Consider the following 21653-nt stretch of genomic DNA (forward strand, 5'->3'; position numbering starts at 1 on the left):
AATTTTCATGGTGGAATCGGTGATAATTGCTGGTCTTGTTCGAAAAATTTGAATGACACTAAGTGCCGCTTTCCGTTATCCCGTTTTTGGCGCGCTGTGTTACAATCCGGCCAGTTTTATGTAATGAAAAGAATAGGAAACGCTTTGACTTCGTCACAGCCAAAACAAAACGTTGCCCAAGAGCAAAAAGCTCAAGCCAATAATGCAGCGTCACTTCGCAAGGCACTGAATCAGTGCATGTTGCGCGATCGATTTCGTCTAAGTAAGCGCATTGCTGGAGCCAGTAAAATCAAGAAAGATGCTTCGCGTAATGCTGTCTTTGATGAGATCGCTCTGGATATTGCTAAGTCGATGATGGCAGCCGAGCAGCGCAGCAGCTTTCAACCAAAGATCGACTATCCCGAGATTTTACCGGTCAGCCAGAAAAAAGATGATATCGCAGAGGCGATTGAAAATAACCAAGTGGTTATCATCGCAGGTGAGACGGGCTCAGGTAAAACCACTCAGTTGCCAAAAATTTGTGCCGAGCTGGGTCGGGGTAAGTATGGCTTGATTGGCCATACTCAGCCGCGTCGCCTGGCTGCACGTTCGGTGGCGAATCGTATCGCTGAAGAAATGGAAACCAAACTGGGCGAATTTGTTGGTTATAAGGTTCGATTTAACGACCAAATTTCCGACAATACTCAGATCAAGTTGATGACTGACGGTATCTTGCTGGCCGAGATTCAGCATGATCGCTACCTTAACCAGTATGACACCATCATTATCGATGAAGCGCACGAGCGCAGTTTAAACATCGACTTCATTTTAGGTTACCTCAAGGAGTTGCTGCCGCGTCGTCCTGACTTAAAAGTCATTATTACTTCGGCAACCATTGACCCAGAGCGTTTCTCTAAACACTTTAGTGATGCCCCAATCATTGAAGTCTCAGGGCGTACTTACCCTGTGGAAACTCGCTATCGCCCTCTACGTGGTGAAGACGATGGCGATCGTGACCAGCTCGAAGGCATTTTCGAAGCGGTGGACGAGCTGTGTGATGAGGGTCTGGGTGATATCCTGATCTTTATGAACGGTGAGCGAGAAATTCGCGATACCGCTGATGCACTCTCGAAACGTAATTTGAAGAGCACAGAAATTGTGCCCCTGTATGCACGTTTATCGGCGGGTGAGCAGAATAAGATTTTCCAACCTCATGCTGGTCGTCGAATCGTATTGGCAACCAACGTGGCGGAAACATCGTTAACGGTACCGGGCATCAAGTATGTCATTGATCCAGGTACCGCTCGTATCAGCCGATACAGTTACCGTACTAAGGTTCAGCGTCTACCTATCGAGCCTGTCTCTCAGGCGAGCGCTAATCAGCGTAAAGGTCGTTGTGGTCGTGTTGAAGAGGGTATCTGTATTCGCTTGTACTCTGAAGACGACTTTGAATCACGTCCAGAGTTCACCGATCCAGAAATCCTACGAACCAACTTAGCTTCGGTTATCTTGCAGATGACAGCATTAGGGTTGGGTGACATTGAAGCCTTCCCATTTGTTGAAGCGCCAGACAAACGTAATGTCCAAGATGGTGTGCGTTTGCTTGAAGAGCTCGGTGCCATTAACCCCAATGCGAAAGATCCGAAAAAACGTCTTACCTCAGTCGGGCGTCAATTGGCTCGTTTACCCATCGATCCACGTTTGGCTCGTATGGTGCTTGAGTCACCTAAATATGGCGCTTTAAAAGAGGTAATGGTGATTGCCGCTGCGTTGTCGATTCAAGATCCGCGCGAGCGTCCTTCAGACAAGCAGCAATCTTCTGATGATAAACATCGCCGCTTCTTCCATGAAGAGTCGGACTTCCTGACGTTTGTTAATCTCTGGGATTACATCCAGCAGCAACAAAAGAAACTGTCGGGCAACCAATTCCGCAAGCAATGTAAGCAAGACTACTTAAACTACTTACGCGTTCGTGAATGGCAAGATGTGTATTTCCAAGTGCATCAGTCGATGCGTGAAATGGACTTTAAGCTCAATGATGAGCCTGCATCTTATCAAGGGGTCCATAGCGCGATCTTAGTCGGTTTGCTTTCGCATATCGGTATGAAAGATCAGGAGAAGAATGAATACCAAGGGGCACGTAATGCTCGTTTTCATATCTTCCCTGCCTCGGGTTTATTCAAAAAGCAGCCTAAGTGGATTATGTCTGCGGAGCTGGTGGAAACGTCCAAGCTATGGGGCCGAATCATTGCCAAGATTCAGCCAGAATGGATCGAACCGCTGGCTAAGCATCTTATCAAGCGCAGTTACAGTGAGCCGCACTGGTCTAAAAAGCGTGCGGCAGTGATGGCGCATGAAAAAGTGATGCTTTACGGGGTACCTATCGTACCTAAGCGCCTAGTCAATTATGGCAGCATCGATTCTGTAGTCAGTCGCGAAATTTTTGTTCGCAGCGCTCTTGTCGAAGGTGATTGGGAAACCAAGCATGCCTTCTTTAAGCAAAACCGCAAATTACTGCAAGAAGTTGAAGAGTTAGAGCACAAATCACGTCGTCGAGACATCTTAGTAGATGACGATGAGCTGTTTGATTTCTATGACCAACGCGTTGGTACCGAAGTGGTGTCTGGTAAGCACTTTGATACTTGGTGGAAAAAAGCATCAAAAGAAAACAAAGAGCTGCTTAACTTCGAAAAAGAGATGCTATTTAAGGGCGACGCAAGCCATGTTACTGACTTGGATTACCCAAACTTTTGGCATCAGAATGGGCTCAAGTTCAAGCTTAGTTACCAATTTGAACCAGGTGAAGACAATGATGGTGTAACGGTCCACCTACCGCTACCGATCCTAAATCAGGTGGAGCCAGCAGGATTTGATTGGCAGATCCCAGGCCTACGTCACGAGTTAATCGTGAGTTTGATTAAGTCGCTGCCAAAAACGGTACGTAAAAACTTTGTCCCAGCGCCAAACTATGCTGACGCGTTTTTGGCACGAGTGACACCGATGGAAGCACCACTGCTTGATGCGCTTGAGAAAGAGTTGCGCCGTATGACGGGCGTAGAAGTATTGCGCGAAGAATGGAACCTCGACCAAGTATCGGATCACTTGAAGGTAACATTCAGAGCGGTCGATCATCGCAATCGTAAGCTCAAAGAGCACCGTGATCTGCATGAGCTTAAAGAGAGCTTGAAAGATAAGGTACAAGAAACCCTGTCTAAAGTGGCTGACGATGACATTGAGCAACAGGGCCTTCATACGTGGAGCTTTGGTGAGTTGCCGAAGGTGTATCAACAAAAGCGTGGTGGCTACGATGTGAAAGCATTCCCGGCGATTGTGGATGGCAAAGACAGCGTTGAGATCAAACTGTTTGAAACAGAGCAAGAGCAGATCAGTGCGATGCAGGCAGGCCAGCGACGTCTGGTGTTACTCAATGTGCCTTCGCCAATTAAATATCTGCACTCAAATTTACCCAACAAATCCAAACTAGGCTTGTACTTTAACCCCTATGGAAAAGTACTCGACTTGATTGATGATTGTATCGCTTGTGGTGTTGATAAGCTTATTGAAGAGCAGGGTGGTCTTGTTTGGCAGGCCGAAGAGTTTGATAAGCTCAAAGAGCACGTTCGCGCTGAACTTGGAGATACGGTTGTCGATATCGCCAAGCAGGTCGAAACGATTTTGACTACGGCGTTCAACATCAACAAGAAGCTCAAAGGTAAAATTGACTTCACCATGGCTTTTGCTTTGTCTGACATCAAAGCACAAATTGAAAGCTTGATCTTCAAAGGGTTTGCGACCGAATGTGGTTGGAAGCGCCTACCGGATATCTTACGTTATATGAAGGCCATTGAGCGTCGAATGGAGAAGTTACCGATTGACCCGAATAAAGACCGCCTGCAAATGCTAAAGATTGAATCGGTGACTAACGACTATAAAGAGCTGCTCAACAAAATTCCGAAGGGAGTGGCCGTACCGGAAAACGTCAAGGAAGTACGTTGGATGATCGAGGAGCTACGAGTCAGCTTCTTTGCTCAGCAACTGGGTACGCCATATCCTGTTTCTGATAAGCGAGTTAAAAACGCAATTGATGCTTGTTAGGTATATAAATTGCATGCTAATTTAACGAGAGAGTTTTTTGACGGATTTGGCAGAGCTTTGCCGCGAGGCGCTCTACTAACGGACTAAACAAGAAGGTTAACTATGAAAAAGACACTACTTGCGCTGGCTCTGATTGGCGCTTCAGCAACAGCTTCTGCGGACTCTTGGATTTACGGTAGTGCAAGTGTCGGTCAAGCGGATCTTGGCGGTGAAACGGCTTCTTCGTACAATGTACACGTGGGCACTGGGATTTTGCCATTTATCGGCCTTGAAGCGGGTTACCAAACGTTTGGTGAGTTTTCTGGTGCACGTTATGACGGCAAAGACTTGGACCTAGAAGGTTCGGCCTTGTACTTTGCAGCAAAACCGAGCATCGATTTTGGTCCGTTACATGTTTACGCGAAGGCGGGTCTGCATTCTTACAAGATTGAAGATAGCAGCGCTGACTTCAAAGAAGATGAAATCGATATGATGTATGGCATTGGCGCTGAGTATTTTATGGCGGGGCCAATTTCACTGGGTGCAAGCTACAGTGTGTTTTCTATGAAAGAAGACGACGTATCGAACTTCTCGCTTAACGCGACGTTCCACTTCTTATAATTTAGGCGTCATGTCTTATTAAATACCCGGCAGTGTTGCTGGGTATTTTTATTTACCTTTATGGTTTTTGTTTTGTGTTTGGGGAAGAAAAATGAAAAAAACACTTTTAGCTCTTATGCTTGTAGGCGTGTCGGCATCGGCATCGGCTGATTCTTGGTTATACGCTGGTGTACAAGGTGGTAAATCTAACCTTCAGAGTGAGAGTTCAACGGCTTACGGTTTTCACGTAGGTACTGGTATTCTTCCTATCATTGGTTTAGAAGCGGGTTACTTTAATCATGGCTCTATTGACGTAGAAGCTCGTAACACAGACGGAAGCGCTGATCTTTCTTCTTTCTATGCAGCGGCAAAGCCAAGCATCGATTTCGGTCCACTGCATATTTACGCGAAAGGCGGCATTAATACGTTTAACGTTGAGTATTCAGGCGGCCTACGCTCTTTATCTGATGATTCTGGTGTTGGCCTAATGTACGGTGTGGGTGCTGAGTACAATATCTTGCCAGGTCTGACGATTGGTGCGAGCTACCAATCATTTGGTGTTGAACTGGATGGTGACGGTGAGAGCGTAGACAGCTACACGCTGAACGCGACGTTCCACTTCCTATAAAAGACGTTTCCTAGTAGAAAGGCGACCATTTGGTCGCCTTTTTGTTTTTGCACATTGACAAGTGCGTTTGCTTTGTTGATGACACAAGCTCTCAAAACGGGTGAATTCAACTAACCTTATAAAATGCATCAAGCTATCTTTCTGAATAGGGGAGAGGTATGAGGTTAGTGTTGTTATTGCTCGTCAGTGCCATGACTACCGCTGCATGGGCATACAGTGATAATTTGGAACACCGCGTTGTCATTGCTACATCAAAAGACTTAAACAGCCCACAAACACGGTACTTAACCAAGGTATACCGGGTTGCCTTTGAACGTTTGGGCAAATCCATGTCTTTGCGCCACTGTCCTTCGAAGCGCTGCACTTCCAAATCAACCAGTCTAAGAGTCGACGGGGAACTCTCACGGGTTTACGACTATCAAGATCGACATCCGGAGCTTGTGCGCGTTAGTGAACCTCATTGGTCATCTGGTTTTATTGCTCTTACCCTCAATGACAGTTTGTTGGTTGATGGCGTAGATTCTCTCATCGGCAGTGACTATCGAATTGATTACAAGCTAGGGAGTTATGGTAGCCAAGCCCTGTTATACACATTGGGTGAGCCTCCTCGATTGTATCCGGTCGAGTCGGTCGAACTCGGTATAAAACGCTTGCTCTACAATCGGAGCGATATGTTTATTGTCAGTGAAATGAACGCGTTAGAGCATTTGTCTTCGGAAAAAATGCAAGGGGAAGGATTGCGTTCGGCGGGGTACGTGAGTCGATTTTCCGCGCATATGTACCTCAGCAAGGACCATCAAGAAATGGCAACTAATCTCGCCAAGGTATTAAGAGAGATGCGTGAAGAAAAGCTGCTAGAACAGTATTGGTATGAGGAGTTTAATCATAAATTCGCACCAACGTTTACTTCACCAAAGCAGATGATTGATGACTTCTAAATTTGCTAGAGTGGTAGATACGAGTAAATTAACGAGGAAGATTGGGTGAAGGAACACACACTCTATTATGTCTATGATCCTATGTGCTCATGGTGTTGGGGGTACAAACCGGTTTGGCAGCAAATCAAAACTGAGCTTGAAAAGTTGGTTTCTGTGCAATATGTCGTCGGTGGGTTAGCACCAGACAGCAATCAAGCTATGTCAGCGGAAATGCAGCAACAGATCGCCGCTTATTGGACGCGAATTGAGGCTTTGTTAGGGACTGAGTTCAATCATGACTTTTGGTTGGAGAACACACCAAGACGATCGACTTATCCTTCTTGCCGCGCGGCATTGGCAGCACGTAAGCAGGGTAAAGAGATCGAGATGATTGAGGGAATACAACAGGCTTACTATTTAGACGCCAAGAATCCAAGCGACGATGACATCTTACTGGAAGTCGCTGAGTCGATATCGCTTGATATTGATGCATTTGAACGAGACTATCGCTCTGACTCTCTCGAGCATGAATTTCAAAGAGAGCTGGAGTTTGCTCGCAGCATTGGTGGTAACAGTTTCCCGTCCCTATTTCTCACCACAGGTAAAGGCATCATCGAACTGCCAATTGATTATCAAAACCCTCAAGTCACCATCGCACAAGTTCGTCAGCTGACAAACTAAAAAAGCCACTCTTAGGAGTGGCTTACAAAACGTCTTATTTTATGCAATAAAAGCATCATTGTGGTGTAAAGAACATAATTTGTTGAAACCATATATTTGACATGACTCGAGCCAGTATCGAAACGGAATATAACCACACTCCTCATATGTATTATAAATAGTGACTAATCCCACATATCAGTCACGTTTCGGATTCTCCAATATGAAGCCAAAATATATATATGCAATCGCAGTGCTTTTCCCATTATTTGGTTGCCAAAACATAGAAACTATTTTCCCTCCGGCGCATAAAGTGTTGGTGGTGGGGGATACTTTAGTTTATGAAGGTATGATCACGGGTGAAGCTGTGCTTGAGGCAATGCGGGTTGTAAATGAAAGCGACACACCAGTTAAAAAGCTTAAGATCACCAGTAGTGGCGGTAATATGGCGGTGGGCATTGAGTTTGGTTATTTTATTAAACAACACAACTTAGATGTAGAAGTGAGTGAGTTGTGTTTCTCTTCTTGTGCAAATTATGTTTTGTCGGCTGCAAAGAGCGTCGTGATTAACACTAATTCTTTGATTGGATGGCATGGAGGCAGTAATCAATCCGATGAACTTTGGGATTTAAGTGTGCCTAAGGAAGATAGACAAGAGTTTATGATCTATTTAAATCGATTGCGGATGAAAGAAAAGGTGTTTTTTAATTATGTTGGTGTCGACCAAGAAATCACGTCGTATGGTCAAACGCTAGAAAATAACTGCCAAACTCTCCAGAAAACGGATGGCTGGTATTATTCCACAGAAGATCTTCACAGAATGGGTATTGAGAATTTTACTGTTAAAGGCAGCGGTTTGCTCAACGAAATAGAGTATAAAGATGATGGCGGAAAAATTGACACGACAGGATTTAAAGGGAGAAAAGTGACATCCTGTTTGCAAGAAAACGTATTTGATACATAACACTTATTTAAACGGTAAAAAAAGAGCTACTTAAAAGTAGCTCTTTAATTATGAAGGAAACGACTTATTGTCTATGCTTGCTGCTTTTGTAGCTCAGCTTCTTTCTCTTCATCTTCAATTAACGCATCAACGATAACCGCACATGCAGCATCACCTGTGATGTTTAGCGCTGTACGAATCATGTCGAAAATACGGTCTAGAGCGAATAGAAGTGGTAGGCCTTCAATTGGAATGCCTGCTGCCAGAAGTACAGCAACAACTAGGAATGATGGCCCCGGAACACCCGCCTGACCCACCGCGCCTAGAGTCGATGTTACGATGATTGCAATGTAAGCACCCATGCCTAAATCGATGTTGAACAGCTGGGCAAAGAAGATTGCGACTAGGCCGTAGTAAATCGCGTTACCAGACATGTTAATGGTAGCGCCAAGTGGCAGAACGAAAGATGCGGTAGAGTTCTTAACACGCAGTTCGTGCTCAACCGTGTCCATCGTTACAGGCAGTGTCGCCATTGAAGACGCTGTAGACAGTGCAACGGCTTGTGGCTTTTTCATCGCTGTTAGGAATTTCTTCGCTGACGTTTTAGTAAAGACGTGTACCATTGCAGGGTACACAACAAAGCCGAAGATAAGGATTGCGGCAACGTAGACAACAAACAGCTTGAAGACCACCATAAGTGCGCCGAAGCCGAAGGTGCCAACCGCTTCTGCCATTAGACCAAATACACCGATTGGTGCAATGATCATCACTTTATTGATCATCCAAACCATTGCATCAACAATTGCATTTACGCCGTTGATGATCGGTTCACGTTTCTCTTTCGCTTGCTTAGAAATCGCAATACCAAAGAACATACAGAATACTAAAATCTGAAGGATGTTTGCTTCGTTAAGTGATTGGAAAACGTTGGTTGGGATCATACCAGTGATGGTTGCCCAGAAAGTAGGGAGTTCACCTTTTGAAGCGTATTCTGCAGAGAACATGCCTTCGACGCCTGAAACATCGATACCCATGCCCGGTTGAAATACTTCACCCATGAATAGCGCAAGCGCTACCGCTAGAGCCGAAGTTAGACCGAAGTAACCTAGCGTTACGATGCCGACTTTACCCGCAGACTGGCTGTTACCTAGGCCTGCTGCACCAGAGATCAGTGCAACGGCAACCAAAGGGATCACCAGCATTTTGATTAAGTTAATGAAGATCGCACCCAGTGGAGCGAACATAGTGGCAGCATCTCCCATGAAGGCACCAACGGCAGTACCTACAATCATGGCGATAACAACTTGCACGCCAATGTTGCTTAGCAAATTCTTTTCTTTTAACACTTCCATAACCTCTGTGCTAATTATTTTTAAATATCCAGGACAACCATCTGAGCATATACCTCAAAATGGTTAATAATTTCGTCTCGCTTTTTACACGTTATTTTTACAATTAGCAATACGTCTAGAGGTTGAGCGTGTTAATTAAAGACACTTTTATTGATAAGTGACAATTTTTTAGCCAATAGCAATCGTTTGCTATTGTTGCTGGGTATGTGTTTGTAGAAATAGATAGATGTTGCCTTATGCTGAGGGGAGGGGAACTTATTCGCTATGAATGTTAAAAAAAAGATCGGTTTCTTTGCTAAGTAAGAAACCGATCTCATAGATGTTTAGATGGCTAACACGTTACTTCTGTGTTGCAGCCTTCATGGAAGATACAAAACTTGCGAGCTGATTTAACATCTCATCAGGTTGCTGGGTATTGGATTCAATGATTTTTACCACCGCAGACCCTGAAATTGCGCCAGCAGCCCCAGACTCAATCGCTTTTTTTACTTGCGCGGGTTCAGAGATACCAAAACCAAGTAGTGATGGTGGCGCATTGTATTGATTGAGTCTAGCTAACATATCACCGACAGGCATGTTGGCTTTTGTCTCTGCTCCTGTAACGCCAGCGCGAGAAAGCAGGTAAGTGTATCCGCCTCCTAGTTTCGCTACGGACTCTAACGTCTCATCTGACGCGGTTGGTGGGGCAATGAAGATAGGTTCGATACCGTGCTTTTTCGCGGCGGCAACGAACTCTTCACTCTCATTGGTCGGAACGTCAGCGATGAGCACTGAATCAATGCCAGCCTCAGCGCAGCGCTGATAGAAGTTGTCGATACCTCTGGCAAACACCAAGTTCGCGTACATCAGCAGGCCAATTGGTAATTCTGGATATTGAGCTCGGATCTTGCCAATGAGTTCAAAACAGATATCCGGAGTCGCGCCTGAATCAAGTGCACGGATGTTGGCGCCTTGAATGGTCGGGCCGTCAGCCAGTGGATCAGAAAATGGAATGCCGAGCTCTAGAGCATCTGCACCTGACTCAACGAGCGTCTGCATAATACGTAAAGACTGCTCAGGGTTAGGGTCACAAACCGTTACGAACGGAACAAATGCGCCTTGGCTTTTCTCGTTTAGGCGCTCAAACATCGCTTGGTAACGGTTCATTAGATGACTCCTTTTTCTTCTAAGATGGCGTGAACAGTGAAGATGTCTTTGTCACCACGGCCAGACAAGTTAACGACTAACAGCTGTTCTTTCTCTGGGTTTTGTCGCGCCATACGCAGTGCGTGGGCTAGGGCATGTGACGACTCAAGAGCCGGGATGATGCCTTCGCTGCGAGCAAGTTCTTGGAAAGCTTCTAATGCTTCGTCGTCGGTGACGTTATCGTATTCAGCGCGGCCAATCGCATTTAGATGTGCATGCTGTGGGCCAACCGATGGGAAGTCGAGACCCGCTGAAACCGAGTAGGATTCTTCAACCTGACCATTAGGATCTTGCATCAGTGGCGCTTTCATACCAAAGAAGATTCCCGTTTTGCCGTGTTTAAGCGGTGCGCCGTGTTGGTCGGTGTCTATGCCCTTACCAGCAGGTTCAACACCAATCAGTCGAACGCTTTCTTCTTCGATAAAGTCTGCAAACATGCCGATCGCATTTGAGCCACCACCAACACAAGCAATGACAGCGTCTGGCAAGCGACCTTCACGTGCAAGGATCTGGTTTTTCGTCTCCTCACCGATCATGCGCTGAAAATCGCGCACTATGGTCGGGAATGGGTGAGGGCCTGCTGCGGTTCCAAGCAAGTAGTGCGCTTCTTCGTAGCTTGCTGACCAGTCTCGAAGCGCTTCGTTACACGCATCTTTCAAGGTTGCTGAGCCAGAGTGAACAGGGATCACTTCTGCACCCATTAGTTTCATACGGAAAACGTTCGGGCTTTGGCGTTCTACATCTTTCGCACCCATATAAACGCGACATTTAAGGCCTAGTAGCGCACACGCAAGTGCCGTTGCAACACCGTGTTGACCGGCACCCGTTTCAGCGATGATTTCTTCTTTACCCATACGCTTAGCCAATAGAGCCTGACCGAGTACTTGGTTAGTCTTGTGTGCCCCACCGTGCAGCAGATCTTCACGCTTTAAGTACAGCTTGGTTTTGGTGCCTTTGGTTAGGTTACGCGTTAGAGTCAGCGCGGTTGGACGGCCTGCATATTCTTGTAGTAACCCCATGAACTCACTGCGAAACTCAGGGTCTGCTTGCGCGTCGATAAAAGCTTGTTCTAGCTGCTCAAGCGCTGGAACCAAAATCTGTGGTACGTATTGACCACCGTATTCACCAAAGTAGGCATCTAATTTTGCCATGATTCAATTCCTTCAATTCATTGTCAGCCGAATGCTCAGCTGTTAGTAATCTCTTATCGCTGCAAATGCGTCTTGCAACTTTTGTGTGTCTTTTTTACCAGGGGAAAGCTCAACGCCTGAATTCAAATCTAAACCTAGGCAACCGTGCTGAGCGGCTTTTTGCGCGTTGAATGGATTAATACCTCCCGCCAACATCACTTGTTCGGGTTGAGCGATCAGAGACCAATCAAACACCAACCCAGTACCACCAGTTTGGTTGCCGACTTTAGTATCTAAAAGGTGGCGAGTGACACCTTCAGCGATAAGTTCTGGCACTTGATCAGTCACGCCATACGCTTTCCAAATTTCAACTTCGTCCGATAACTGAGCTTTTAATTGAGAGACGAAAGCCTGATCTTCATCGCCATGTAACTGAACCGCCGCAAGCCCCAGCTCGTTAACGCGTTCCACAATCAACTCAATCGAATGGTTTTGGAAGACACCGACATAATTCAATGGGGCACCGCTCATGGTTAAACGAGCCATTTCGAGGTCGACAAATCGTTTAGATTGCTCAACAAAGATCAATCCACCAAATACCGCACCGGCTTGATAGGCTTTCGCAGCATCGTCAGGGTGGGTCAAGCCACACACTTTGTTTTCACCTAGGGTGACTTTGCGAACGGCAAGCTCGAGGTTTTTTTCTGCCATTAATGAGCTACCGATAAGGAAGCCATCTGCATAAGCGGCCAAATCACGCACTTGTTGGTGAGTATAAATTCCGGACTCTGAAATCACAGTCGCGTTTGGTGCGAGTTCACGAATTGTCGGCGCAAGCTCTTTAGTGCGATTGAGGTCTGTACTTAAGTCTCTCAGGTTGCGGTTATTAATCCCAATAACCTTAGCGCCAAGTTTTACTGCACGATGTAACTCTTCTTCATTACTGACTTCCGTCAGAATCCCCATGTTCAATGAGTGAGCGACCGACTCCAGCGCTTGGTATTGCGCGTCATCCAGTACTGATAGCATCAGTAATATGGCGTCCGCTTGGTAGTAACGCGCCAGGTAGACCTGATAGGTGTCGACCATAAAGTCTTTACATAAGACAGGTTGCTTTACTTGATTACGTACCTGAGGTAAAAACTCGAAGTCACCTTGGAAATATTTCTCGTCTGTTAACACTGAGATTGCATCGGCGTGATTGTTGTAAACAGAAGCGATGTAGTCGAGGTCAAAGTCTTCACGGATCAAGCCTTTCGAAGGCGAAGCTTTTTTACATTCTGTGATGAACGCGGTTTTGCCTTGGGCAAGCGCATCGTAGAAGCTTCGGTCAGATTGAGATAGTTCGGACTGAAAGCCTGCTAATGGCTGGGCAGACTTGCGATCGGCGACCCACTGGTATTTGTCGTTAACTATCTTAGCTAATACCTCGGCCATCTTGGCTTCATTTACCGAAACATGTTCAGACAGTTGTTCAGTTGATTGAGTCATTGCGAAACCTTTGTTGTTACTATGCGTGTGCAGCTAGTTTCTTGACTAGCTCATACGCTTTACCTGAGTTCATTGCTTCAATTGCTTTTTGCGTATTGGCCTTGAGATCTTCGTGACCAAACAAACGCATTAACAATGCAACGTTTACCGCTACTGCGCCAAGCTGAGCATCATTACCTTTGCCGGTTAGGATATTGGTGATGATCGCTTTGTTTTCTTCAGGGTCGCCACCTTTAATGGCTTCAAGTGGATGTTCTTCTACACCAAAGTCAGCAGGGGTTAGAGTGTAGTGATGAATTTCACCATCTTTGATCTCGGCAACGGTTGTCGGGCCATGAATGGCGACTTCGTCAAGTCCGCTTCCGTGTACAACGGCTGCGCGCTTCATCCCCATCTGCAACATGGTCTCGGCGATTGGACGAACCAATGCTTCGCTGTACACACCCATCAGCTCGATATTCGGTCGAGCAGGGTTAATGAGTGGCCCAAGGATGTTAAAGATGGTGCGTGTTTTCATGGTTTGACGAACAGGCATGGCGTGACGAACGCCACCGTGATATTGAGGTGCAAACAAAAATGCCACACCAATCTCATCAACGGCTCTGGCTGTATCTTCTGCGCTCATCGCTAGATTAATGCCAAAAGAGTCTAGTAGGTCAGAAGAGCCTGATTTGCTCGACACGCTACGGTTGCCGTGTTTAGCGACTTTTAAGCCACAAGCAGCGGCGACAAATGCCGCTGTAGTTGAAATATTGATGGTGTTGTGACCATCGCCACCAGTACCCACAATATCCGCAAAGTCGTAATCAATAGCCGGAAAAGGATTCGCATTGGCTAATAGCGCTTTTGCTGCACCTGCAATTTCGTCTGGGGTTTCCCCTTTGATTTTTAAAGCCGTAAGTGCCGATGCCATTAATATCGGATCCAGCTCGCCACGAATGATGATATCGAACAGCTGTTGGCTCTCTTGCTGAGTCAGCGATTGCTGGTCATACAGTTTGTTAATGATTGTTTCCATGCGAAATCTCCTTATTGCTGCTCTTGCTTTTCGAGTGCCCATTCGATGGCATTCGCCAACAACGTTGCGCCGTAAGTGGTCATGATTGATTCAGGGTGAAATTGGAAGCCACACACTTTATCTTGTTCGTTGACCACTGACATAACCAGATCATCGACTTCCGCGGTAATGGTCAGCGACTTAGGGACTTCAGTCGCCACTAATGAATGATAACGGGCGATCGCGAGTGGCGAAGGAAGCCCTTGATAGGTAGGGTGGTTTTGATGTTCCATCATCGATACCTTACCGTGAATAATTTCACCGGCCCCAGCAACAACACCGCCATACGCCTCAACAATTGCTTGGTGACCAAGACAAATACCAATCATAGGCACTTTGCCTTTTAGGCGCTGAATTAGGTCAGGCATCGAGCCGGCTTCAGACGGTGCACCTGGCCCAGGAGAAAGTAGTACGACAGGGTTTTCCAGTTGAGTGACCGCCGTTTCAATCACTTGCGCAGCGATATGGTTACGGTAGATGGTGACCTCATGACCGAGTGAACGAAATTGATCTACTAGGTTATAAGTGAAGGAGTCGAAATTATCGATAAATACTATGTTCGCCATGTCGTACTCCTAGTTCTGCGCTTGGCTTGATTGGTGGGCCGCTTGAATGGCGGATATGACCGCTTGCGCTTTACCGCGAGTCTCATCAGCTTCTGCTTGAGGGTCAGAGTCAAATACTACCCCGGCACCTGCTTGCACTTGCGCAATGCCATTTTCAACGTAGGCGGAACGAATCACAATACAGGTATCCAAAGTCCCTTCACCTGTTAGATAGCCAACAGCACCGCCGTAGCTGCCGCGTCGAGATCCTTCAACATCTCGAATCAGTTGCATGGCGCGAATTTTTGGCGCGCCAGTTAACGTACCCATATTCATGCACGCTTGGTACGCATGAAGTGCATCTAAATCTTGGCGAAGTTGACCGACGACGCGCGAGACCAAGTGCATTACATGGCTATAGCGGTCGACTTTTAGCAAATCGGCTACGTGGCGGGAGCCTGCTTGTGAGATACGAGCAACATCGTTACGCGCCAGATCAACCAGCATCATGTGCTCTGCGTTTTCTTTTTTATCGCTGCGCAATTCAAGCTCGATACGGCTGTCTAAATCAAAGTCGATCTCACCGTTGGCTCGCTTACCGCGACGACGCGTTCCGGCAATTGGATAAATTTCAACTTGGTTGGTGCTGGTTTCGTATTTGAGCGCGCTCTCAGGGGAAGCTCCAAACAAAGTAAACAGCTCGTCTTGCATATAGAACATGTAAGGGCTTGGGTTACTTTGTTTTAATTCTTTGTAGGCGGCGAGTGGTGACGGACAAGGCAAGGTGAAACGACGAGATGGGACAACCTGGAACACATCTCCTTTAACCACGAACTGCTTTAAATCTCGCACGGTTTGGCAAAAATCTTGGTCCGAGATGCTAGGTACAGCGTCTACAGTGGCGAGTTTAGTTGCTTCTGGTAGATGTTTAAGTTCCGCACACTGAGCTTGAATCTCGTTGACGCGAGCCTCTAGGGTTTGTTTTTCAGTCTGATTGGCAAATAAGGTCGCTTTTAGATCACAAGATTGACGTTGATGGTCGACGACAAGCAGCGTCTCTGCGATGTAAAACACATAGTCTGGACATTGATTACTTTGAGCCGCTTCACCTAACGGCTCAAAGTTTGCCACGAGGTCGTAGGCAAAGAGGCCGCCGAGAAAAAGGGCGTGTTGGTGTTGTTCGCTCAGATCAAAACTATGTTGAACAAGGCGTAGTGCATCAAAAGAGGACGCTTCGCGTAAGCGAGAATCTTCATCCAAAGTGTCACAAGGAGCAGAAAACTCGAGCGTTAACACTGAACCGTCAAAACTATGCTTCACGTTAGCATGGATGTTTTGCGTTAGGTGCGAGAGTAAATGTTGACCGTTGGAGGTGAGCGCCGTCATTGATACCGTGTGGCCATAACAGACAATACGTACCGCTGAATCAACGATAAGTAAGCTTTTAAGGTCTTGCTTTGAATCAATCTCAGCAGACTCAAGTAACAGGCTGTCGGTCTTGTTCTCACATAAGGTATGGAACAAGCGCGTTGGGTCTTGCGTATAAGGTGCTGACGCTTGAATTACTTCAAGACTTGCTAGCTTTCTGATTTCAATGGCCTTGTTCACAAGACCTCCTTATTAAAAACGTTCAATCTTCCTGTCGTACATAGTGGCATAAAGCAAACGTTGACCCAATGGAGATTTGGGATAAATCGGCGATTGTTTAAGCACTTGGGTGTGAGACAGACTACAAAACAAAAAGCCCGCTATAAGAGCGGGCTTTGGACATTCTATTTCTATAAATTAGAAGTAAACGCTAGCCCACCAAGAACTTGTCCAAGTGCGCCACCAATTTAGGTTTCCTGCAACCACGGCTTCTTCGCGGCCAGATTGCATGGACGCTAGATTCGATTTTTGGTTGTAGGTGTTTTCTTGTAACATGGTCGCCCTAAATTGAGGTACTTCGTATTTGTGTACTAGTTAACTAGTGCAGAGGTAAAAAGTCAACTAAAAAAATATAATTATGCGAATTGATTTACACAGCCACACAACAGCCTCTGACGGAAGACTTGCACCACATGATTTAATTGATAGAGCGTTAAGCTTTAATCTCGATGTGCTTGCTATTACCGATCACGATACTGTTGATGGACTACAGGCCGCGCACGACTACATAGCTCAGCATCAACACCCACTTAAGTTGATAAATGGCATCGAAATTTCTACCGTTTGGCAGAACAAAGACATTCACATTGTTGGACTTAATATTGATCCTGACAGTGAAGCGCTCAATACATTAATCGAGCAACAGAAGAAGCACCGTGAAGGTCGAGCTGAGTTGATCGCGCATCGGCTGAGCAAAGCGACCAGAGAGGGGGTGCTTGAAGAAGTGCGACTAATTGCGGGAGAGGCCCCTATAACCCGAGCTCATTTTGCCAAGTGGTTGGTGGAAAATGGTTACGCAAAAACCATGCAGCAAGTGTTTAAAAAGTTTTTAACTCGCAATAACCCCGGTTACGTTCCGCCTGCTTGGTGTTCTATGGCTGAAGCGGTGGACGCGATTCATGCCGCAGGTGGTCAAGCTGTATTGGCTCACCCAGGGCGCTATGACTTGACCGCGAAATGGCTAAAACGCTTACTTGCCGCTTACGTCGAAGCTGGCGGTGATGCAATGGAGGTTGCGCAGCCACAACAAGGCCAACAAGAAAGGCGCAACTTGGCGGATTATGCTATACAATACAAACTATTAGCTTCTCAAGGTAGCGACTTTCATTATCCGTCACCATGGATGGAGTTGGGGCGCAACTTATGGTTACCTTCAGGCGTTGAGCCTGTATGGAAAGATTGGGGTATTGAGCCTTCCTGTGCGAAATAGCTCGCACGAATCATTTCAATGCCATTTAACTATAGAGTCGAGAGACTCGATAATGAGGAATTACAATGAGCCAGTTTTTTTACGTTCACCCAGAAAACCCTCAGGCTCGCTTGATCAACCAGGCTGTAGCAATCATTCGTAACGGTGGGGTGGTTGTCTATCCTACCGACTCAGGCTACGCGCTAGGTTGTCAGCTTGAAAATAAACAGGCGCTTGAACGCATCTGCCAGATCCGTCGATTGAACGAGAAACATAACTTCACTTTACTGTGCCGCGATCTGTCTGAGCTTTCCTTATACGCTCGCGTGGATAATACTGCTTTTCGTTTGTTAAAGAACAACACGCCAGGGCCTTACACCTTTATTTTCAAAGGAACGAAGGAAGTGCCAAGACGTTTAATGAACTCGAAGCGTAAGACGATCGGGATCCGTGTTCCTGACAATCGTATTGCACTGGATCTGCTTGAAGCGCTTGGTGAACCTATGATGTCGACCTCACTGATTCTTCCGGGCAACGATTACACCGAATCTGATCCTGAAGATATCCGCGATAAGCTTGAACATGCGGTAGACTGTATTTTGAATGGTGGTTACCTCGGGGAGCAACCAACCACTGTGGTTGATTTTAGCGAGGATGAACCGGTTATCGCTCGTGTGGGCGCGGGTGACCCAGCACCTTTCGAATAAGCAAAAGTTCGTGATTTATGACACAGATTTTGCGATAATGTGCGGCCGCGATTTTGGGTCGCGCATTTTTATTCGACGTCTGAGAAGACGACACATAGGTAAATAAATGAACGAAAAATTACAGAAAGTATTAGCACGAGCAGGTCATGGATCACGTCGCGAGCTGGAAGCTTTAATCAAAGCGGGCCGTGTAAGTGTGAATGGCATTGTCGCTAAACTTGGTGAGCGACTAGAAGATGAAAACGCCGTTGTGCGTATTGATGGCCATACTGTGTCTGCGAAAGCACAGGAAGAAGTCATCTGTCGTGTTCTTGCTTACTACAAGCCGGAAGGTGAGCTGTGTACTCGTCATGACCCAGAAGGTCGCCGTACTGTATTTGACCGTCTACCTAAGATCCGCGGCTCTCGTTGGATTTCTGTTGGCCGTCTAGATGCGAACACCTCTGGTCTATTGCTATTCACTACAGATGGTGAACTAGCAAACCGCCTGATGCACCCAAGCCGTCAAGTCGAGCGTGAATATTTGGTTCGCGTGTTCGGTGATGTGACGGAGCAAAAAGTGAAAAACCTAGTTCGCGGTGTTGAACTGGAAGATGGCATGGCGCGCTTTGAAGATGTCGTTTACGCGGGTGGTGATGGCATGAACCACACCTTCTACGTTGCGATTAATGAAGGTCGTAACCGTGAAGTGCGTCGTTTGTGGGAATCTCAAGAGACCACAGTAAGTCGATTAAAGCGTGTTCGTTACGGCGATATCTATCTAGATAAGAAACTGCCACGTGGCGGTTGGATGGAGCTAGATCTAAAACAGGTTAATTACCTACGTGAGATGGTAGAGCTTCGCCCAGAAAAAGAGACGTTACTTGACGAAAACAAGTCGAACACATCACGCAAACGTGAGCGTTCGCGCAGTCAAAAAATTCGCCGTGCGGTGAAGCGCCACGAAGAGCGAGTCAATAGCGGTGGTGGTCGTAGCAACAACCCATCACGCCGTAAACCTCGTAAAGGTGCTGGAGAGCAAGGTTCTCGTGCCAAGCAAGGCGGTAAGCCACAACGCCAGCAGCGTAAATAATTGAAAAAGCAGCCGAATGGCTGCTTTTTTCCTTCTATTGGATGCTTAGCTGGTTGGCTAAGCGCGCCACTCTTGCCCCTAAATATTCCCCCGTCGCGTAATCTGCTGGATGCAGCTTTCCGTCTATACCTTGTGAAGCAATACCTAATTGGGTTCCAAGGCGGTTGAGCTTTAACTCACCAGATTCGGTCGTTTTATCCAGCCCAAGCCAAATCATACCGTGCTGACTGGCTAAGGTATTGAGGTACTGTAAGGTACTGGATTGATCACCGTTCAATGCGCCGCCACTGGTAAATCCAGCGGCGATTTTGTTTGCCCATTTTTGCTCACACCACGTCTCACTGCTGGCGTCAGCAAAGGCCTTAAACTGTGCGGCTACGCCACCCATATAAGTTGGTGAGCCGAAAATGATCGCATCACATGCTTCAAGAGTGGAAAAGAGTGCATGGTTAACAAATCGTCCCGCCTGAAGATCTTCACCTTTAATACGGTAAGAAAACACCTCGGTTTCCAATTGTTGTTCGGCTCCTGCGGCTATCGCGAGTGCTAACTGAGCGGTGACGTCGGTTTGGCTAAAATAAATGATGGCAATTTTTGGCAAAATGAATCCCTTTGTCGGTTGTTATGAACTTTGGCGGCCAGCTTAAAACCTCAACCTTGGTCGAGGTCAACCGTAAGATTTGTGTTTCTGCCTTCGTTTTGAAAAACGCTTTTGTTGGCCAGGGGCTCGCGTGCGAGCTTTCCATTTATGAAGGGTATCGCTAATCCATTTCTTGTGTGAAAGCGATCAAATTGTAATTTGATAGACCGCTAAATTATGGTTGAAATGTTATAACATAACAATATAATGAGTGGGTATGCTGCAGATCGACCTTGATTAGGTCAATTTGGGAGTGATCACCAGTTCGTTGCATGTGTTTATCTTGTTCTATATCCGACTCGGGTGCTTGAGGGGGCCCCACTGCTTGTTAGACATAGTCGTAAACGCATGCGACACCCTACAAAAGCGATACCTAGTCAGGTATCGCTTTTTTTGTATAGGTGCACGTTGATTTGGGGATTGGTATTTGCGAAAGAAGCGCCATAGGTGTAGATTTTGCCAAACTCTAGCAGGAAACAATGGGATAACGCGATGAGACTATTGGCTTTGACACTGTTGGTTTGGACGCTAAGCACTCCGTTGACTTTTGCCCAGCCGAGCTTTGACTGCACACTTGCAAGCCAAGTCGCCGAAAAGGTGATATGTGGCAGTAAAGAGCTTTCTCAATTGGATCAGAAAATCACCCAGCGGTATTTGGACACACTAGAAAGTGCACAGGATGATATTACGTCGCTTCGTCAAACCCAACGGCAGTGGTTGATGGAGCGTAATAAATGCGAATACGGTTTTGACTGTATCCTGCAGCAGAGCTTACAGCGCCTGCGCGAGTTAAACTCGTCTTACTCTGAACCATTTTCTTGGGGTGGCGTTTTGCGTCAGTCACCAAGCCTAGATGCGGCACGTGTTGGCTCTACCTATGAGCGTCAGCCCATTACGGTTTTGGCTCAACAAAGTGAATATTGGAATGGCTATCCTTGGTTCAAAGTGGTCGCTAATGGCCTGCAAGCTTATCAGTGGGGCGGAATCATATGTGATCCTTCTATGCCTGACAAAACCTACTGTGAGGAGTAACGGTATCTATGAGCCTTTGACCAGCTCTAGGTACTTTTTCTCAATAAACTCTTTCTCTTTGCTCATATGCTGAAGTTGTTGGTTAGCACTGAGCAACTCAGACTTTAGCTGTTCGATATCAGCAATACTGGACAGCTTTTTCTTATAGTTCTCAATGGTGTTGAGTAGGCGCTCTTTCTCTTGTTGATGTTCTTTTAGCACGTCAGCGACATTTCCAGCTTCACTGATTTGGATGTACTCATTTTCAAGCTGTGCGAACTCCTTTTCCAACTGAAGTTTTTCCATTCTCAGCCCCTCAACCGTGGTGTTTTGTTGGGCGAGTTTGGATTTTGCTTTGCGTAACCCTCGTACGCTCTTATCTAGATTTATCCGCAGTGTGTTTATCAGTTGGTGGGACTTATTCAGTTTGGTGTTCAGTGAGTCAATCGTGCCATTATCCTGCTCACTCAGCATTCGATCATTTTCGGCCCGAATCTGAGCGACTTGATCTTCCAATGCTTGTTGAATATCGACCAAATCATTGAGTGTTTTACTGTTGTCAGCACTGTAATTTAACGCGCTTTCAACCGACTGTTGGCAAAGTGCATAAGTGGCAGGGTCTATTGCCTTATTTCCGGACACCTCGACCCCGAAGCGACGAAACTCTCTTAGTATCAACCACAAGATAATGAACCATAGTAACAGTATCAGTAGCCCGGCGTTTATAGCCAGTGTGATGAGTATATCTGTATCTAGATTCATTCTTTGCTCCTAGCAATACAATGCTTGATAGAGTTAGTTTAGTTCTATCAAGCAAATGTACCTA

General features: G+C 46.4%; 20 protein-coding genes and 1 other annotated feature. Of the genes, 10 read left to right on the top strand and 10 right to left on the bottom strand.

The window, feature by feature from the left end; all coding sequences use genetic code 11:
* The first annotated feature begins 123 nt into the window (after positions 1 to 123).
* The 6 genes from hrpA (at position 124) to RH45_RS10165 (ending at position 7822) form a co-directional block, all read left to right on the top strand.
* Entirely contained in the window at positions 124 to 4074 is a 3951-nt protein-coding gene (gene hrpA, locus RH45_RS10140; RefSeq protein WP_039958478.1) for an ATP-dependent RNA helicase HrpA, read from the top strand.
* A gap of 102 nt (positions 4075 to 4176) precedes the next feature.
* A complete protein-coding gene (locus tag RH45_RS10145) occupies positions 4177 to 4674 on the top strand; it encodes an outer membrane beta-barrel protein (RefSeq protein WP_008076739.1) in 498 nt (165 codons plus the stop codon).
* 91 nt (positions 4675 to 4765) lie between these two features.
* The gene (locus tag RH45_RS10150) at positions 4766 to 5281 is read left to right on the top strand and encodes a porin family protein (protein WP_008076740.1); all 516 of its coding nucleotides are present in this window, start codon (positions 4766 to 4768) and stop codon (positions 5279 to 5281) included.
* Positions 5282 to 5439: 158 nt separating this feature from the next.
* Positions 5440 to 6219 carry a type 2 periplasmic-binding domain-containing protein gene (locus tag RH45_RS10155; protein WP_008076741.1) on the top strand — a complete coding sequence of 260 codons (780 nt, stop codon included), beginning with the start codon at positions 5440 to 5442 and terminating at the stop codon, positions 6217 to 6219.
* A 45-nt stretch (positions 6220 to 6264) separates the two neighbouring features.
* Complete coding sequence (locus tag RH45_RS10160) at positions 6265 to 6879, top strand: DsbA family protein (protein WP_008076742.1); 615 nt, start codon at positions 6265 to 6267, stop codon at positions 6877 to 6879.
* A 202-nt stretch (positions 6880 to 7081) separates the two neighbouring features.
* On the top strand, positions 7082 to 7822 hold the full coding sequence (locus RH45_RS10165) for a hypothetical protein (protein WP_008076743.1): 741 nt from the start codon (positions 7082 to 7084) through the stop codon (positions 7820 to 7822).
* Between the two features lie 71 nt (positions 7823 to 7893).
* On the opposite strand, the gene RH45_RS10170 is transcribed toward RH45_RS10165, so the two are convergent.
* The 8 genes from RH45_RS10170 to RH45_RS10205 all read right to left on the bottom strand — a co-directional run bounded on the left by RH45_RS10170 (position 7894) and on the right by RH45_RS10205 (position 16484).
* Positions 7894 to 9153 carry a dicarboxylate/amino acid:cation symporter gene (locus RH45_RS10170; RefSeq protein WP_008076744.1) on the bottom strand — a complete coding sequence of 420 codons (1260 nt, stop codon included), beginning with the start codon at positions 9151 to 9153 and terminating at the stop codon, positions 7894 to 7896.
* 339 nt (positions 9154 to 9492) lie between these two features.
* On the bottom strand, positions 9493 to 10299 hold the full coding sequence (trpA, locus tag RH45_RS10175) for a tryptophan synthase subunit alpha (protein WP_008076746.1): 807 nt from the start codon (positions 10297 to 10299) through the stop codon (positions 9493 to 9495).
* The gene (gene trpB, locus RH45_RS10180; RefSeq protein WP_008076748.1) at positions 10299 to 11489 is read right to left on the bottom strand and encodes a tryptophan synthase subunit beta; all 1191 of its coding nucleotides are present in this window, start codon (positions 11487 to 11489) and stop codon (positions 10299 to 10301) included. Before trpB ends, trpA begins: the two co-directional genes overlap by 1 nt.
* A 42-nt stretch (positions 11490 to 11531) precedes the next feature.
* A complete protein-coding gene (trpCF, locus tag RH45_RS10185) occupies positions 11532 to 12959 on the bottom strand; it encodes a bifunctional indole-3-glycerol-phosphate synthase TrpC/phosphoribosylanthranilate isomerase TrpF (RefSeq protein WP_008076750.1) in 1428 nt (475 codons plus the stop codon).
* 19 nt (positions 12960 to 12978) lie between these two features.
* The gene (gene trpD / locus RH45_RS10190; RefSeq protein ID WP_008076751.1) at positions 12979 to 13977 is read right to left on the bottom strand and encodes an anthranilate phosphoribosyltransferase; all 999 of its coding nucleotides are present in this window, start codon (positions 13975 to 13977) and stop codon (positions 12979 to 12981) included.
* Positions 13978 to 13988: 11 nt separating this feature from the next.
* Entirely contained in the window at positions 13989 to 14582 is a 594-nt protein-coding gene (locus RH45_RS10195) for an aminodeoxychorismate/anthranilate synthase component II (RefSeq protein ID WP_008076752.1), read from the bottom strand.
* A gap of 9 nt (positions 14583 to 14591) precedes the next feature.
* A complete protein-coding gene (locus RH45_RS10200) occupies positions 14592 to 16169 on the bottom strand; it encodes an anthranilate synthase component 1 (protein ID WP_008076753.1) in 1578 nt (525 codons plus the stop codon).
* 127 nt (positions 16170 to 16296) lie between these two features.
* Positions 16297 to 16400 (bottom strand) — a sequence feature (Trp leader region).
* Positions 16347 to 16484 (bottom strand): hypothetical protein, encoded by a 138-nt coding sequence (locus tag RH45_RS10205; RefSeq protein ID WP_008076754.1) that lies wholly within the window; start codon positions 16482 to 16484, stop codon positions 16347 to 16349. (Overlaps the previous feature by 54 nt.)
* Before the next feature lie 82 nt (positions 16485 to 16566).
* Here RH45_RS10205 and rnm point away from each other — a divergent pair, with 82 nt between their 5' ends.
* The 3 genes from rnm (at position 16567) to rluB (ending at position 19176) form a co-directional block, all read left to right on the top strand.
* The gene (rnm, locus tag RH45_RS10210) at positions 16567 to 17418 is read left to right on the top strand and encodes an RNase RNM (RefSeq protein WP_008076755.1); all 852 of its coding nucleotides are present in this window, start codon (positions 16567 to 16569) and stop codon (positions 17416 to 17418) included.
* Between the two features lie 65 nt (positions 17419 to 17483).
* Positions 17484 to 18104 carry an L-threonylcarbamoyladenylate synthase gene (locus RH45_RS10215; RefSeq protein WP_008076756.1) on the top strand — a complete coding sequence of 207 codons (621 nt, stop codon included), beginning with the start codon at positions 17484 to 17486 and terminating at the stop codon, positions 18102 to 18104.
* A gap of 106 nt (positions 18105 to 18210) precedes the next feature.
* Positions 18211 to 19176: a 23S rRNA pseudouridine(2605) synthase RluB gene (gene rluB / locus RH45_RS10220; RefSeq protein ID WP_008076757.1), complete on the top strand. Its 966-nt coding sequence runs from the start codon at positions 18211 to 18213 to the stop codon at positions 19174 to 19176.
* 34 nt (positions 19177 to 19210) lie between these two features.
* Here rluB and RH45_RS10225 read toward each other — a convergent pair whose 3' ends face one another.
* Positions 19211 to 19777, bottom strand: a complete 567-nt coding sequence (locus RH45_RS10225) for a flavodoxin family protein (RefSeq protein WP_008076758.1) — start codon at positions 19775 to 19777, stop codon at positions 19211 to 19213.
* A 531-nt stretch (positions 19778 to 20308) separates the two neighbouring features.
* Between RH45_RS10225 and RH45_RS10230 the strand changes: the two genes are divergently transcribed.
* The gene (locus RH45_RS10230) at positions 20309 to 20848 is read left to right on the top strand and encodes a lysozyme inhibitor LprI family protein (RefSeq protein ID WP_008076760.1); all 540 of its coding nucleotides are present in this window, start codon (positions 20309 to 20311) and stop codon (positions 20846 to 20848) included.
* A gap of 6 nt (positions 20849 to 20854) precedes the next feature.
* On the opposite strand, the gene RH45_RS10235 is transcribed toward RH45_RS10230, so the two are convergent.
* A complete protein-coding gene (locus tag RH45_RS10235) occupies positions 20855 to 21589 on the bottom strand; it encodes a hypothetical protein (protein ID WP_008076761.1) in 735 nt (244 codons plus the stop codon).
* Positions 21590 to 21653 lie beyond the last annotated feature (64 nt).

It is taken from the genome of Vibrio sinaloensis DSM 21326 (genome assembly GCF_000189275.1).
GTDB lineage: Bacteria > Pseudomonadota > Gammaproteobacteria > Enterobacterales > Vibrionaceae > Vibrio > Vibrio sinaloensis.

What these genes read in the sequence shown, in the direction of transcription:
- hrpA (WP_039958478.1), top strand. Translation starts at nt 124, where the DNA reads ATGAAAAGAATAGGAAACGCTTTGACTTCGTCACAGCCAAAACAAAAC.
- RH45_RS10145 (WP_008076739.1), top strand. Translation starts at nt 4,177, where the DNA reads ATGAAAAAGACACTACTTGCGCTGGCTCTGATTGGCGCTTCAGCAACA.
- RH45_RS10150 (WP_008076740.1), top strand. Translation starts at nt 4,766, where the DNA reads ATGAAAAAAACACTTTTAGCTCTTATGCTTGTAGGCGTGTCGGCATCG.
- RH45_RS10155 (WP_008076741.1), top strand. Translation starts at nt 5,440, where the DNA reads ATGAGGTTAGTGTTGTTATTGCTCGTCAGTGCCATGACTACCGCTGCA.
- RH45_RS10165 (WP_008076743.1), top strand. Translation starts at nt 7,082, where the DNA reads ATGAAGCCAAAATATATATATGCAATCGCAGTGCTTTTCCCATTATTT.
- RH45_RS10170 (WP_008076744.1), bottom strand. Translation starts at nt 9,153, where the DNA reads ATGGAAGTGTTAAAAGAAAAGAATTTGCTAAGCAACATTGGCGTGCAA.
- trpA (WP_008076746.1), bottom strand. Translation starts at nt 10,299, where the DNA reads ATGAACCGTTACCAAGCGATGTTTGAGCGCCTAAACGAGAAAAGCCAA.
- trpB (WP_008076748.1), bottom strand. Translation starts at nt 11,489, where the DNA reads ATGGCAAAATTAGATGCCTACTTTGGTGAATACGGTGGTCAATACGTA.
- trpCF (WP_008076750.1), bottom strand. Translation starts at nt 12,959, where the DNA reads ATGACTCAATCAACTGAACAACTGTCTGAACATGTTTCGGTAAATGAA.
- trpD (WP_008076751.1), bottom strand. Translation starts at nt 13,977, where the DNA reads ATGGAAACAATCATTAACAAACTGTATGACCAGCAATCGCTGACTCAG.
- RH45_RS10195 (WP_008076752.1), bottom strand. Translation starts at nt 14,582, where the DNA reads ATGGCGAACATAGTATTTATCGATAATTTCGACTCCTTCACTTATAAC.
- RH45_RS10205 (WP_008076754.1), bottom strand. Translation starts at nt 16,484, where the DNA reads ATGTTACAAGAAAACACCTACAACCAAAAATCGAATCTAGCGTCCATG.
- rnm (WP_008076755.1), top strand. Translation starts at nt 16,567, where the DNA reads ATGCGAATTGATTTACACAGCCACACAACAGCCTCTGACGGAAGACTT.
- RH45_RS10215 (WP_008076756.1), top strand. Translation starts at nt 17,484, where the DNA reads ATGAGCCAGTTTTTTTACGTTCACCCAGAAAACCCTCAGGCTCGCTTG.
- rluB (WP_008076757.1), top strand. Translation starts at nt 18,211, where the DNA reads ATGAACGAAAAATTACAGAAAGTATTAGCACGAGCAGGTCATGGATCA.
- RH45_RS10230 (WP_008076760.1), top strand. Translation starts at nt 20,309, where the DNA reads ATGAGACTATTGGCTTTGACACTGTTGGTTTGGACGCTAAGCACTCCG.
- RH45_RS10235 (WP_008076761.1), bottom strand. Translation starts at nt 21,589, where the DNA reads ATGAATCTAGATACAGATATACTCATCACACTGGCTATAAACGCCGGG.